This window comes from Clostridium cellulovorans 743B, assembly GCF_000145275.1.
GTDB classification, from domain to species: domain Bacteria; phylum Bacillota; class Clostridia; order Clostridiales; family Clostridiaceae; genus Clostridium_K; species Clostridium_K cellulovorans.
The window spans coordinates 3,834,302-3,849,946 of sequence record NC_014393.1 but is presented as its reverse complement, the minus strand read 5'-3'; the positions used below and the strand labels follow the sequence as shown (position 1 = coordinate 3,849,946).

Annotated in this window: 12 protein-coding genes; 11 read left to right on the top strand and 1 reads right to left on the bottom strand. The window is 27.8% G+C overall.

Translation table 11 applies throughout. From position 1 onward, the window contains the following. Positions 1–7: 7 nt before the first annotated feature. Together CLOCEL_RS15695 and CLOCEL_RS15690 are read left to right on the top strand one after the other, a co-directional pair. Positions 8–1,204, top strand: a complete 1,197-nt coding sequence (locus tag CLOCEL_RS15695) for an MFS transporter (protein WP_010073200.1) — start codon at positions 8–10, stop codon at positions 1,202–1,204. A gap of 313 nt (positions 1,205–1,517) precedes the next feature. Then, positions 1,518–1,760: a phosphopantetheine-binding protein gene (locus CLOCEL_RS15690; RefSeq protein ID WP_010073199.1), complete on the top strand. Its 243-nt coding sequence runs from the start codon at positions 1,518–1,520 to the stop codon at positions 1,758–1,760. Between the two features lie 210 nt (positions 1,761–1,970). Here the strand turns inward: CLOCEL_RS15690 and CLOCEL_RS15685 are convergent, their stop codons facing one another. Next, the gene (locus CLOCEL_RS15685; RefSeq protein WP_010073198.1) at positions 1,971–2,849 is read right to left on the bottom strand and encodes a PhzF family phenazine biosynthesis protein; all 879 of its coding nucleotides are present in this window, start codon (positions 2,847–2,849) and stop codon (positions 1,971–1,973) included. A 453-nt stretch (positions 2,850–3,302) separates the two neighbouring features. Between CLOCEL_RS15685 and CLOCEL_RS15680 the strand changes: the two genes are divergently transcribed. The 9 genes from CLOCEL_RS15680 to CLOCEL_RS15640 all read left to right on the top strand — a co-directional run bounded on the left by CLOCEL_RS15680 (position 3,303) and on the right by CLOCEL_RS15640 (position 15,644). Further along, positions 3,303–3,545, top strand: coding sequence for an acyl carrier protein (locus CLOCEL_RS15680; RefSeq protein ID WP_010073197.1), 243 nt, complete (start codon positions 3,303–3,305; stop codon positions 3,543–3,545). Positions 3,546–3,572: 27 nt separating this feature from the next. Next, positions 3,573–4,517, top strand: a complete 945-nt coding sequence (locus tag CLOCEL_RS15675) for a beta-ketoacyl-[acyl-carrier-protein] synthase family protein (RefSeq protein WP_010073196.1) — start codon at positions 3,573–3,575, stop codon at positions 4,515–4,517. Between the two features lie 25 nt (positions 4,518–4,542). Then, positions 4,543–7,890 (top strand): amino acid adenylation domain-containing protein, encoded by a 3,348-nt coding sequence (locus tag CLOCEL_RS15670; protein WP_010073195.1) that lies wholly within the window; start codon positions 4,543–4,545, stop codon positions 7,888–7,890. Then, positions 7,887–9,035 (top strand): radical SAM protein, encoded by a 1,149-nt coding sequence (locus CLOCEL_RS15665; RefSeq protein ID WP_010073194.1) that lies wholly within the window; start codon positions 7,887–7,889, stop codon positions 9,033–9,035. The genes CLOCEL_RS15670 and CLOCEL_RS15665 overlap by 4 nt, the downstream gene beginning before the upstream one ends. Before the next feature lie 4 nt (positions 9,036–9,039). Next, on the top strand, positions 9,040–9,732 hold the full coding sequence (locus CLOCEL_RS15660; protein WP_010073193.1) for a TylF/MycF/NovP-related O-methyltransferase: 693 nt from the start codon (positions 9,040–9,042) through the stop codon (positions 9,730–9,732). A gap of 144 nt (positions 9,733–9,876) precedes the next feature. After that, positions 9,877–10,917: an ATP-grasp domain-containing protein gene (locus CLOCEL_RS15655; protein WP_010073192.1), complete on the top strand. Its 1,041-nt coding sequence runs from the start codon at positions 9,877–9,879 to the stop codon at positions 10,915–10,917. Next, positions 10,877–12,334 (top strand): diaminopimelate decarboxylase family protein, encoded by a 1,458-nt coding sequence (locus CLOCEL_RS15650; RefSeq protein WP_010073191.1) that lies wholly within the window; start codon positions 10,877–10,879, stop codon positions 12,332–12,334. Before CLOCEL_RS15655 ends, CLOCEL_RS15650 begins: the two co-directional genes overlap by 41 nt. A 47-nt stretch (positions 12,335–12,381) precedes the next feature. Continuing rightward, complete coding sequence (locus CLOCEL_RS15645; RefSeq protein ID WP_010073190.1) at positions 12,382–13,932, top strand: AMP-binding protein; 1,551 nt, start codon at positions 12,382–12,384, stop codon at positions 13,930–13,932. A 23-nt stretch (positions 13,933–13,955) separates the two neighbouring features. Further along, positions 13,956–15,644 (top strand): AMP-binding protein, encoded by a 1,689-nt coding sequence (locus CLOCEL_RS15640; RefSeq protein ID WP_010073189.1) that lies wholly within the window; start codon positions 13,956–13,958, stop codon positions 15,642–15,644. Position 15,645: the final 1 nt, after the last annotated feature.

Below are 15,645 nucleotides of genomic sequence, written 5' to 3'. Positions count from 1 at the left end.
TAACCAAATGAAAACTATACTAAATAGAGATTTTTCATTAATATTTGTTGGAAATACAATATCAGTTTTAGGTTCTGTTATATATGATACAGCAATACTATGGTGGGTGACAGAATATACAGGTTCGGCTAAAGATGGATCACTAATACTTGCAGCAGCTATGTTAGCAACAATAATTATAAGTTTATTTAGTGGAATTATAGCTGATAATGCAAACAAAAAGTACATATTAGTAGTTACTGATATTTTAAGTGGTCTTGTTTGTATATCCGTAGCTATTATGATTAAATTTAATATTCTAAATATGATTTTTTTAATTTTAGCTAGTGCGATATTAGGGATTAATAATGCTTTATTTAGACCAACAATTAAATCATTTATTCCTGAAGTTGTTAATGGTGAAAAACTAGTAAAAGCAAATTCCTTATTAGAAAGTATAGGTGCAGTTATTAGAATAGCTGGTCCAGTTATAGCTTCTTATTTAGTGACAATAAAATTTTTTGGAATATGGGGCTGCATGTTTCTTAATGGAAGTTCCTTTATTATCTCAGCCATTTTTGAGCTATGTGTTAATTATAAAGTGAAAGTTAAAAGAAAAATTTCTTTTAAAAAGGTATTTCCGGATATTTTACTAGGATTTAAGTATGCATTTAAGGAAAAAAATATAAAGTTAGCAATTATAAATGCAGCAGTAGTAAATTTCTTTTTAGTATCTTTTAATATAATGTTGCCTATATTTACACAAAATATATTATATAAGGATAGTAAATTTTATTCCTATATGCTATCTGCTGAAGCAATAGGTGCTATAATAGCAACAACATATTTGATTAAGAAAGAAAAAAAAGATATAGAGTTATTAACAATATTTAACTCTATTTTTTTAATCGGAGTAATATATACTATTTTCACAATAAGGCTACATATCTTTATATTGATTGCTGGTATAGCTTTAGTAGGAGGTTTAAGTTCATATTTTAATGTTTTGTTTATTTCATATATACAAAAAAATATAAACTTAGAGTATCTAGGTAGAATAATGGCTATAATAATACTTTCTTTAAATATAGTAGTGCCTATTGCATATATATTTTATGGATTTTTAGGTGAATATGTTTTAAGAAATGTATTTATATACTCAGGACTAGCTATGGTTATATACTGTTTAATCATACAGATTAAGGTTAGAACTACAAAGTTGTAACTATTCAGCCATTAACAAAGTTTGATTATGAAGTTACATAAGTTCCAATAAATATTAGTCATAGATTACATTGATTTTTCAACACCTTTCCAGGAACTTGATATAGTTTCAATAACGAAACTTATATATTATTGAAAAGTATTAAAAAAAAACATATAATAGATAATGTATTCAATTTAAAATAATGTATCATAAGGTAAAAAATAGAATATATTTGTTTTCCCCAATAGTATAGAAACGCCTGATGTACAAGAACACTGAAATGATAAGATTATTAATATATTTATAAAAGGACTAAAAAGGTGAGATAAGTATGATAAAGTATGAAAATGAGGTGCGAGAAATATTAGAGAATATCATTGCTTCTACTGAACTACTTAAAGGAGTTACTGCTCAAACAGATTTACGGACAGTAGGAGTAAATTCATTAGCGTTTATTAAGCTTATTGTTTCAATAGAAGCTAAATTTAATATTGAATTTCCAGAAGAGCAATTATCGGTAAGTCAGACAGGAACTATTGAAAAAATTTGCAAGATTATAGCGTCATTTGATTAAAATATGATTTATATATTTACGTAGAATATTAATTGTAATTGTGGTTATTCTACAAAAAATAGGAATTCGTTAAAGACATGAAAAAGTATAATTTATAAAAGTATTAAAAAATGAACTTGAAAAATTGAAGGTTTGAAATCTTAGAGAAAACAAAAATTGCAGTTTTTTAGTATTCTACAATACTAAAAAACTGCAATTTTATTTGGAATATTAATCTATATAAATAGTTCCTTCAATTCTTACTTTAGCATTTCCACCAAATAAAATTTTGTCACCATCTAGTGATAACATGACTTTATTATATATTCTGTCATTACCACCTTGCTCAATATTTATACTTCTACCATCCCAAATATGATTTTTTAGCATATACTTTCCTAGAGCGCTATTTCCAGAACCAGTTGCAGGATCCTCTAGATATCCAAACTTTGGAGCAAATACTCTACTATGAATATACATATCTTTATTTTGTGTTTCTTTTGTAAAGGTCAACACAATATCAATTGAATTGTTTAGACAGAATTTCTTTAGTTCTTCTATATTTGGATAAAAATTTATCATGTCATTTAAGTTATTAAAGGGAATAATATATGTGGAAAGTCCAGCATTAATAAAATCCGTTGGTAATGAATCTGATATAACATCTAAATTAACACCGAGGTTTTTTGAAATATCTAATTTACTTATATTTGCAACATATTCTTCAGCAGTAGGGGCAGTAATATACACTGCATCTTCTGTTGAAATTCTATTATATAGAGTTAATATGCCTTTTTTATTTGTCTCTATTGTTATTATTTCCTTTTCTATTAACTCACTACTTTTAACAATATCATACATAGCAGCAATTGTGCCATGACCACAAAAATCAACTTCACACTCTGATGAATAATAGGTAAGTTTTATATCAGCAATAGTGGAGTTTTCACAAAAAACTACCTCTGAAACATAGTTTTTATGATCCTTCCCAATTTGTAACATTTCTTCTGGAGTTAAGTTTTTATCCTCTAATAATATATATGCTGCAGGATTTCCTAAAGATTTTTCTGTTATAAAAGCGTCAATTTTCTTATACTTATATTTTCTCATTTTAATATACAATCCTTTCTCTGTGCTCAAGGTACAAAAATATATTAATACAAATTACTTACTTTGAGGTAACTAATTAATTGGCTAATGAGTTAATTAGATAATTAGAGTAACTCTCTTGTCTCAAGAGGGTTTTGTGTATAACACTTGACTTGTTACCATTCACTTCAAAGTACCCTCGTAAGTTTATAATTTCTAAAATATTGAAATAATTTGTAATTATAATAACCTATAATTAATTTATATGTCAATAAATATAAAAAAATAAGGTTTATAGAAGAAAGGTATTTGACATGGAAATAGTTTATTACATTAAAAGTAACAATATGCAATGAAAAGACAAAATTCAATAAAAATGTTAAAAATACAAATATTTAATTGACAGTAAAAATAATCCATGGTAATATTTTAACAAGTTATGGTGAAACAATATAAGGTAGGAGTAATTGCTTAATGTTAAATGTTGAAAAAGTGGTTTTGCAATGTGTAAAAAAGATAAGAACTAATAATAACAAAGTTACGCTAGAATCTAGGTTAATAGAAGACTTGCAGATGGATTCTATGCTCTTAGTATCACTAGCTATGCTGCTTGAGGAAAAAACAGGTGTAAGTGTAATTACATTTAGTGAAAATATTGATTTTGTATCTGATGTGAAAGTAATTAAATTGGTAGAAGTAATTAAAAATAATTTGTAGTAAGTGAATAATTAAGGAGAGAGCGTTGTGTTTGGAATAAGTTATTTAGATTTTTATCAGCCTAATGAAAAAGAAGATACATTTTCAATTCTTAAAAAAAGTAAAAATGAAAAGACTGAAAATGATGAATACTGCAAATTTTTCATTAATCAAAATAAGATATATGACGTATATGTAGAAAGACAAAGAAATGTAATTGAAATAGTAGATGGTTTATTCGAAAAGTTTTTGGCTAAAAATTCAGATATGTTGGAATCGATTGACTATCTCTTTTTTTGCAGAAACCCTTATGGAATGATGTATGATGGGATTAACATTCCATATTATTGTATTGAAAAGTATAATATGACTTCCGCAAGAGTTATTAACATTTTTCAAGAATGTTCTACAACTTTACAAACATTTGAATTTGCTAAAGCATTATTTGAAAGTAAACAAGCGAGAAGAATAATGATTCTTTCATTAAATATATTGGATGATGAAATTGATGAAAGGTTTATTGAAACATCAATTTTAGGTGATGGGGCTGGATTAATGGTCCTTGATTGTAAAGATTTGAAGTATGAAATTATAGATTGTATTTCAAAATCATACGGATTATATAGTCATGGAATATCAGAAAATAGAAAATACAGTCCTGTGGAAACGATAAAAAGATCAGCTGAACAATTGAAAGATTTTATCAATGATAACGAAGAATTAAAAGATAAAATACAGCTTATAGTACCACAAAATTTATCATATTCTAATGCTCATCTTCTGTCAAAATTTGCAGCATTGGATATAAATAAATTCTATTTGGAGAATTTAGAATGTGGAGGTCACTTAGCTGATGTAGATACTGTAAGAAATTTAAATGATATATTAACTAAGGAATATTGCAAAGACATGTATTTAATTACTTATTCAATAGGCAATATGAGACCAGGGATGGATTTCGTATTTAATGTGGCTTTATTAAGAGTAATATGATTTGTTTCATAATGAGGTATAAAATATGGATTGTAATGAGATAAGAGTTGTTTTAAAGGAAATATGGGACAATGTCTTAGAAAAAGAAAGCAACATAGAAGTGGATTTTTATGACAATGGAGGAGATTCTTTTAAGATTACTCTTATGATTGCCGAAATTCAAAATAGACTCAATGCATATGTTGAACTTGCTGATGTTTTCTTTGATTCAAATTTCGAAAGTATTGTTGAGTATATAAATAATGGTATTATAACAGAAACTCGTAATAACCTAGAAAAAGAAATAGAGAACGGGAGAAATAGGTATAAAAGTTCTATCAATCAGAAAAATATGTTTATTTTAGATAAACAATATAAGAATATTGGCAAGACGTATAATATGCCAGTTATCTGTGAAATAAAAGGCGTTATAGATATTAAGAAATTGGAAAACGCATGTGGACATGTGTTTGAAAATAATAATATTTTGAGGACAAATTTTAGTATTAAAGGTGAAGAGATTTATCAAAATGTACATGATAAAGTAGCATTACCTTTTGAAGTTAAGCAAATAGCTATTGAAGATTTTACAAAAAATATAAAAGATAATCTAAAACAATATGACTTGGAAAAAGATATTCTAATTAGATTTATCTTAATAGATGATGTATGGAAATGCAAAAAATATTTATTTATTGACCAACATCATATCATCTCAGATGGTGTTTCAGTAAATATATTATTAAAGAAAATTGCAGAAGCATATAGAAATGAAAGTATTAAATGTACACAATATGATAGTTTTGTTAATCAGCAAATTGAATGGTATGAATCTGAAGAAGCAAATGTATGTAAAAAGTATTGGAGAAATCAATTCGAAAATTGGCATAGTGAATTTGACTTTCCTAAAGATGGATTAAGAAAAGGAAGAAAAACATTTAGTGGGGTCAGGAAAGAATATCACATTGATGAGCAGATAATTTGTGAACTAAATACAATGGCTAAAAAATATCATACAACGTTGAATACAATAATGTTTACAGCATTTAGTATTTTAGTCTATAAGTATTCTTTAGAAGAGGAATTTTGTATAGCCACTACATCATCTGGTAGAGAATACAGAGATATCAATGATATGTTAGGAATTTTCATAAACTCAATTCCAATTAAATTTAAGATATGTGATGAATATAATTATGAATATCTTATAGAAGAAACTAAGCAAAGATTAAAAGAAGCATATAAATATCAAAAATATTCTTATTCAAATGTAATCGAAGACTTAGGATTGTCAGGAAATATTGGTAGAACACCATTGTTTGATATAGGTTTCTTATTTCAAAACATGGAAAATGCTCAAGTAAGGATTGATGATAATTGTTATTTTGATGAATATGAATATGTTGGACAAGGTTCAAGATTTGAGTGGATGTTAGAAGTAAATATTTCAAGCAAAAGAACTAGATTAGTAATGGAGTATAACACAGATTTATACAAGCAAGAAAGAATGGATCACATAATTGATTCTTATAAAACATTACTTAAACAAATAATAGCTTCACCAGATAAAAAAGTAGAAGAGTTAAATATTTTAACCTCTAGGGATAAAGAAATAATATATGAAAATATTATTTCTAGTGAAATGGAAATAAATAAGACTATTATCGAACAGTTTTATGAAAATTTGAAAAACAATAAGAATTCAATAGCTGTACATACTTCAAAAGGCTCTTTTACTTATGAAGAGATAAACATAAAATCAAATTATGTAGCTGAATATTTAATTAAAAATTATTCTTCAGAAGACGTAATTGGGATTTTACTCAATAGAACTGAAGAGATAATTATAGCTTATCTTGGGGTGCTTAAAGCTGGATGTGCATTTTTACCTATAGACTTAAATCAACCAATAGAAAAGATAAATTATATGCTAAGTAATAGCAATGCCCAAATTATATTATCTCAACAACAAATTGATCTTGAGTTAAGTTGTAAGAAGATTGATATAGAAGAATTGTATTGTAGAAAAAATGTTCACATAGATATAGAAAATCTTTATAGAAGAGTACCTGAGGAAAATTTAGCTTATATATTGTATACATCAGGCTCAACAGGGGCGTCTAAGGGCGTTATGATAGAATATTCAGCACTAAACAATTTCATTTTAGGAATGAAAGATATAATGTGTGACATAAATACTGTTCTTGCAATAACTTCTGTAGGCTTTGATATTTCATTACTAGAACTAATTGTATCAATTATATATGGAAGAACTGTAGTAATAGTAGATGAAAAGGAACGACTAAATGATAAGGAACTATACAATATTATAAGTAAATACAATGTTGACTTTATACAAATAACACCTTCAAGACTAAATCTTTTAATTAGTCATGAATACAATGTGTTTGAGAATATTAAGAAAATATTAATCGGCGGAGAAATGCTGATAAAGGAAGATATTGAGAAGTTAGGAAAATTGACACATGCCAAAATATATAATATGTATGGTCCAACGGAAACTACAATTTGGTCAACATATAAGGAAATAGGATTAGATTCTGAAATTACTGCAGGAAAGCCTATAGTAAATACAAGTATTTTTGTTTTGGATAAAAGAGGGAGAATGTTACCACATGGCGTTGCTGGTCAATTATATATTGGTGGAAAAGGATTAGCAAGAGGATATGTTAATAATAAGACTGAAACAGACAATAAATTTGTTTTAATAAATAGTAATTCCTTGATAAATGATGTTTTAGGAAATACGCAAATTTTATATGCTACAGGTGATTTAGCAAAGTTCAATGAATTTGGAGAACTTATAATTTTAGGGCGCATGGATAACCAAGTTAAATTGAATGGACATAGAATTGAATTGGATGATATTAGAAAATGTATAATGAGCTATAACGAAATAGAAAATGCTGTTGTTCTATGTTGTAATGACAGCGATGGATCAAAATATTTAGTTTGTTATTACATTTCTCCAAAAGAAATATCACCCAAAGTTTGGCATGGATTCTTAACGAAAAGTTTGCCAAGATCAATAATTCCAACTCATTATATTAGAGTTAATGAATTTCCAACTAATAATAGTGGGAAAATTGATTATAAGAAACTAAAAGAAATAAAGTATACAGAGAATCAAGTAGAGATTGAAGAGTTCTCTGAATTGCAACAAAAGATTAAACAAATTTGGAGTAAACTTTTAGGAATAGACGAAATAGGATTAAATGATAATTTTTATGAAATTGGTGGAAACTCACTTAAAGCAATTAGATTGCTTGCTGAATTTGAGAGAGAAAATATTATAAGTGATAATATCGATGTGTTTACATATAACACAATATATAAAATATCAATATTTTTAGAGGGAGAGATAATATTATGAAAAAAGTACAAATTGTTGAAAAAAGTTGTCACAGAGAAGGACTTAAGGTTGAAAAAATGCGTAATTTCTTTAGAGAGAATGGTTACGAATTAGTTAATGATGGAACAGGATTAGATCCTACAAATAAATATGCGTTTCCTTTAGAGGATTTAGTTATTTCTCCAGAAGCAGATTTATTTGTATTAACAACATGCGGATTTTCAAAGTCTATTGAAGATGGAGATTTTGATGCATTAAAAATGATAATGAAATATAAAAAACCATCAGCTAAAGTTATTGTAGGTGGTTGTATTGTAAAAATTGCTAAAGAAAGACTTGATGAAGAGTTTGATGGAGAGCGTTTTGATGCAAAATCATATAATTTATTAGATGAATTTGTTGAACACAAAGTTTCTTTTGATGAAATAAAAGATGGAAATGTAATGAACTTTACAGATAATTACTTTATTAAGATTCAAGATGGATGTAACCATAGATGTTCTTACTGTGCAATCTGGAAGGCTGCTGGAAAAAGTACAAGCAAGCCAATAGCAGAGGTAATAGAAGAATTTAATTATGGATTAAGACAAGGCTTTAAACATATTTATTTCTTAGGTGAATGTATGGGGGCATACGGCTTAGATTTTGGTTCTAATTTTGCTGAATTACTTGAAGAAATTGATAAGATTGAAGGGGATTATGATTTATTAATAGAAGATATTTCACCAATCTATTTCTTGAGAAATTATGAGGCAATTAAAAAACTATGTATTAAAGGTGTTATACGTTCTTTACATGTTCCAATACAAAGTGGTTGTGATAGAATTCTTAAATTAATGATGAGAACAGGAGACATGGCTCTTGTAAAAGAAAAAATGCAAGAACTTAAGAATGCGGCACCAAATACTACATTATCCTCAGCTGTAATAGTTGGTTTCCCAACAGAAACTGTAGAAGAGTTCCAAGAAACACTTGAATATTGTAAAGATAGTTGTTTTGATACAGTTGCATGTCATGTTTTCTCTGCAAGAGATGGAGCACCAGCAGCTGAAATGGATGGACAAGTTGATGAAGAAGAAAAATACAGAAGATATACTGAATTTAAAGAAAAATTCGTTGGAATAACAAGGGTTGATCCTAATCAAAGAAAATATGTTGGTGAGTAGAATTATGAAAGAGTGCTATTTAAAGTTTATTAATAATGAAAAGATAGTATTAACCGATGATGAAAAGAAATCGATGGTTAATAAATTCATTACAATTGATGAAAATATTGAATGTGTGCATAAAGAGGAAGAACTATTAACATTTATAGAATGTTTGCTAACCAATAAGCCAGAAGGTGTAATTGTCGAGGCAGGTTGCTATAAAGGTGGTGGAAGTGCCAAAATAAGTCTTTTATCTGAAGCTATAAATAAGAAAATGTATGTATTTGATTCATTTGAAGGTTTACCAGAACATAATGAAAATCATGAAAAAAATATATATGGAAAAGATGTTACTTTTGTTAAGGGTGAGTATAGTAGTGCATATGATCAAACTGTAAGCAATGTAAAAAAGTATGGTTCAGAAAAGATATGTACATTTGTAAAAGGATGGTTTAAGGATACATTTGGAGATTTCCATGAACCATTAGCAGGAGCCTATATTGATGTTGATTTAGTTGAGTCAGTAAGGGAATGTGTTACTAAATTTTATCCTCTACTATCAAAGGGCGGGGTGCTTTGTTGCCATGATGGGCATCTTCCTTTAGTAATAGAATTGTTAGATAGCAATGATTTTTGGGAAAATCAAGTTGGTTGCTCAAAACCATTTATAGAAGGTTTAGGTACAGAAAAGTTGATAAAAATTATAAAAGAATAATTTAATAAGTCATAGTAGTATTTTTACTAAGTAACTGAACTATAGTCTATCTGAATATAATTTAAAATTTATTTGCATATTGTATTCAGCATTTATTTAAGTGTTGAATACAATTATTTTTTTTAAAAGGAGTATAGGTTTGAAATGAAAATATTATTAGTTTGTGGCCAGGCTTCTGCAATACAGGGATGGGGAAATATGGAGACCACAGAAAAAATGAAATGTGCCCTTGAATCATATGGACATTGGGTAGTTGTATTATATGTTGAGTCTAATGAGGAATTAATTAGGCATATTAAATATAATGAGTATGATCTAGTTTGGAGTTCAATTTATTATTTCACAGATAATATAAAGTGTATTAATAATATTAATGAAAAGACATGTGTTATGGATATATTACGAGAGATGGGCGTTGCATATGTTGGTGCTAACGCAGAAGTAATGAAGAATATGATTAATAAAAAGAAAACAATAGAATTGCTAGAGAAGTATGGTTTAAGTACACATCAGCAATATGTTCTTGAGAAAGGCTCTGCAATACCTAAGTTAGATTTTACGAAAAAGTGGTTTGTAAAGCCTTGTTTTGAATCAGAAAGTAATGGTGTAAGTGAGAAGAGTATAGTTCATAATGAGGAAGAACTTAATGAAAGAGTACAGTATATTTTAGAGAACTATAATCAACATGCTTTAGTTGAAGAATATTTGTCAGGAGACGAATATACGACTGCGATAATTGGTAACAAAGAAAAGGTTACGGTATTGCCTATAAAAAATGTTGTTAGTAGTAAGGCATATGAGCGTTATCCTGTTATAACTCAAAATTTAAAGACTGATAAAATGTTAAGTTTTGAAATACCATATGATGAAATGGAAGAACTTAACAAGTTGGCTATTGAAGCAGCAAAAGCATTAGGTGTTTGTGATACTGTAAGGATAGATATTAGAAAAAATGAGTCTGGTGAGTTTAGAGTAATAGAATTGAATGGAATACCAGGATTAAATCCTATTAAGAGTAGGATATTTGAAATATATAATCTATACAATCCACAGAATTCTAAAGAGCAAAACTATGCTGAACTTGTAAATAAAATAGTAATTGCCGCAAAGGAAAGATATAACGAGTTCGTAGAAGGCAAGAGTTATGAAGAAGGGAAAGATAGTGTTGAACTTCAAGTCACATAAGTATGATAAATATATAGATTTTACAAACAAGAATATTTTAGGATATAGCATAGATGAACTTGAACAAAAGTATGGAATGCCATTACACATATTGTTTGGTAAAAAGATTGAAGAAAATATTATGGAATTTAGGAATGCCTTGAATAATAATTATACTAATTCAAAAATATGTTTTGCAGTTAAAAGTTCTTGTTCTATAGGTGTTTTGAGGATAATAAATAAACTGGGCTGTGGAGTAGATGTAAGCTCATATAATGAGTTTAAATTTGCAGAAATTGCAGAGATACCATATGATAGAATGGTTTTTAATGGAAATTGTAAGACGGATGAAATTATAGAACTTGCAATAACTAAAGATATTCTTATTAATGTTGATAGTGTATATGAGTTTGAGAGAATACTAGAAATTTCAAAAAATATTAATAAAAAGGCTAAGGTATTAATACGATTATCAGGACTAAAAGTAGATAAAGCAACGGATGAATGTATTTATACATCTGGAGAATGGACTAAATTTGGAATCAACTATCTTGAAGCGAAAGAGTTATTAACTAATAACTCCGTATATCATCAGTATATAGATGTATATGGATTTCAAGTACATATTGGTTCTCAAATTGGTTATTATGAAGCTTATATCAATGCGATTGAAAAAATTGTGAAGCTATCAGAAGAGTTAGCTCATATTGGGAATTTTATGAGGATAATAAATATTGGTGGTGGATTCCCAATTAATTATGTTGATAAGGTGGAGTGGGAGCAGTTTCAAAAGTCTATGGCATATAAGGGAGAGGAAAATTCCAATTGTTTTATATGGAAAAACGAAAAGGCAGATTATAAGGTTAATGAATTATTTTATACTGACTATGAGAAAAGTAAGATGCTTGAAAAGGTTCTCAATACTTATATAAATTACAAAGATAGTAGCAAAAAGATAAAAGATGTACTTAAGGAAATCGGTGAGCCAGAATTAATTATAGAACCAGGCAGAAGTATAGTAGGAGATGCTGGAATTACAATTGCAAAAGTAAATGGCATAAAAAAAGTAAATGGCAATAATTTATTAGTCGTGGAAATGGGAAATGTGAATTATGCTGGGTCTGTAATACATAATTTATTTAACTGTTGGGATTTATTTAAAGATTATTCTAATGTAGATAGCAATGAGGAATTTAGTGCTTTTATTTGTGGTAACTTATGTTATAACGGCGATATGATTTCAAACTACAAAATAAAATTTGATAGAGAGCCAAAAAGAGGAGAATATGTAATTACATATGATGTAGGTGGAACCGAGTCACATTTTTTTGCTTCTAATGCAAATATGAATCCTATTCCTTCAAGATTGCTTATCAATGATAAAAATGATATTGAAATATTAAAAAGTAGACAGACTTTAGAAGATTTAATGAAATAGAAAATTGATTTGTTTAAATTATAATATTATGAAATAGAGGCGCATAAATGGAACTGAGCAATTTAGCATATAAAATTAAAGATAATTCAGAAAATTATATTGAATTTTACTCTAAAAAATCAAATATAAAAAAGAACTTTTCAGAGTTTTATAAAGATGTTTTATCAGTTATTAGTTTTTTAAGAAAAAGAGATATTAAGCAAGGTCAATCTGTAGGTGTATATGGTAAAAATAGTTATGAATGGGTAGTTGTAGATGTAGCGTGTTTTATAGGTAACTATGTATTAGTTGCATTTCCAGACACCTTAAGTGGTGAGATTGTAAAAAACAATATTAATCAATTTGATGTTAAAATTTTATTTGCTGATAATGATCTTATGAATAATCTAGATATTCAAATAGACATAGAAAATTTAGAACAAGTTGCTTTTTATGATAAAGAAGATGAAATAACTGATATACCTATATTAAATGGAAAAAGAAACTTTACTATTGTTTTTTCATCAGGAACTACAGGAATTCCTAAAGCCATGGCATTAAGGCAAGAATCAATTGAGCAAACAATTATGTCTTCGGTTAAATTCTTTGAACTTGAAAAAGATGATAAAAACTTATGTTTCTTACCATTAAGTATTTTTACTTCTAGATTATATATATATAGTGCATTTTTGCTAGGGTTTAACGTTGCAATAACTACACCAGAACTAGTAATGAGTGCACTTAGAATGTTTAAACCTACAATTATGCAAGGAGTGCCATACTTTTTCGAAAACATGGCAAATTTATATAAGATAAAACTTGGTGAAACCATTTCGCGAAAACTTTATTATATAACTTATCAAATATATAAAAAGTTGGGTATAAACAGTATGTATGAAAAATGTAGAAAAAGGATATTTGGTGAATTTAAAAATATTTTTGGCGGAAAAATAAGGATTTTAGTAACTGGAACAGCACCTATATCAGAGAAAACATTAATTTTATATAAGGAAGCAGATATCGATTTATTTGAATCTTATGGTTTAAATGAAACAGGGGTTCTAACTGTAAACTACCCTAACAACTGTAAATTTGGTAGTGTTGGTAAGATTTTACCACAATACGAAATTACATTTGATAGTCAACAGCAGGTGCTTGTAAAATCAGAGTATTTTTGGAGTAGTGGATATTTAAATAGTGAAAATGGATCTAATATTAATAAAGATGGATTTTTAGAAACTGGCGATATAGGATACATTGATGAGGACGGATTTTTATTTATTAGGGGAAGATGCGTTGATGTAATTACATTAAAAAATGGTATTAAGTTAAATCCTGCTGATATAGAAAAAATGATAAACAAAAATGAATATATAAAACAAAGTATTGTATATTCGGATGATTTAAAAAAAGTAAAAGCTATAGTAGTAAAAAGGAATAAAGAGGTATCAAATAAAGAGATAGCTGCTGCTATAGAAGCAGTTAATAAACAACTTGAATTAAGCAAAAGAATTTCAGAATATTCTTGTACAGATGAAGATTTTTCAGTAAAGAATAACATGCTCACACCAAACTTAAAACTTAATCGTAAATATGTAGTAGAGAAATTTAAAAAATAGAAGATGTTAATGGGGGTGTATATATGCTTAAGATTAATGATTCATTAAACACGATATGGGACTCTTTTAAAAAATATGAAAAGGAAAAAGCAGATACTATCTGTTTAGAGTTTGATAATAACGAGATTTCATATAAAGAATTAGGAGAGACAATACGTATAATCGCAAATTCTTTAAAAAAATTTGATATATACAATAAAAAAGTTATACTAATGTTCCCCATGGGATTAGAGTACATATATAGTTTTTTCTCTGTCATGTGTGCAGGCGGAATACCAGTGCCTAGTTTTCCATCAAATGAATCTCCAAATTTTAAAGACAGGTTGATACATATTGCTAATAACGCAGAAGCAGAATTTATATTTACATTTTCTCAAGAAAAGATGGAAATAGATAAATTGAATGATGAAAGAATAAGTGGTATGAATACTACTTGGATTTTTATTGATAAGCTAGTATATACAAAAGAAAAATTTGAAGAAGAAAGAATTCCTGATTATGCTTTTATGCAATATTCCTCAGGAACAACAAGTATTCCAAAAGGAGTTGCTATAACACATAAGGCAGTGTTAGAGCACCTAGATTATCTTGATGAAGTAATTTCAAGTTCTAATGATAATAAAGAGGTTGTCTGTGTAAATTGGATGCCATTATACCATGATATGGGACTAATATCAGGAATGCTTTTATATATTACCAAAGGGCATAGAGTACACTTGATACCAACTAAAGCTGTTATGGAGAATCCGTACATATGGTTAGAGAAGATTGCAGAGACGCATGCTAATATTACACTTGCCCCTAATTTTGCTTTTGAAATGTGTGTAAGTAAAATACAAGAACATCAAAAGGAGAATCTAGATTTATCATCTTTGAAGTTGCTTATTAATGGTGCAGAACAAATATCAGTTAAAACAATAGATAGATTCTTTAAATATTATGAACAATGCGGAATTAGAAGAAGTATAATGTGTCCATGCTATGGGATGTCAGAAGCAATAATATTAGTTACAAGAAGTGATGTTAATCGTGAACCAATTATAAAGTATTTCAATCAAAGTAAGCTGAATATAGGAATAGTAGAAGCCTGTGATAAAGATGCTGATAATGCTGTAGCTTTAGTATCATGTGGAAGAAAAATTCCGTCAACAGATGTAATATGTGTTGACAATGAAAAATCGGAGATTATCACTGATAATCGAATAGGCGAAATATGGATAACTGGTTCTAATGTAGCAACTGAGTATTATAATAATGTTGAGTTAACAGAAGAATCTTTTGGAGCAAAAATTAAAAAGTGTAACGATAAAACATACTATAAGACCGGCGATCTGGGATTTTGGTATCAAGAATGCTTATTTATTTGTGGCAGAATTAAGGAAATGATTATATGTAATGGTAAAAACATAAATCCAACAGATATTGAAAGTTACATTATTTCAAATTACAAAACAATTGGAATTAATAAAGCAGTTACATTTTCTATAGTATCATGTGGAGAAGAAAAAATAGTTTGTATAATTGAAAAAGTTGAGATAGATAAGGATATTACAGATAAGGATATTATCAGAATAAAAGAAACTGTATCTATCAAATTTAATATTTTAATTGATGATATTGTTGTCGTTAATAATGGAGCAATTGAAATTACTGAAAATGGAAAAATAAAGCGAAACTTATGCAAGGAAAAATATATTAAAGGAGAGTACTGAT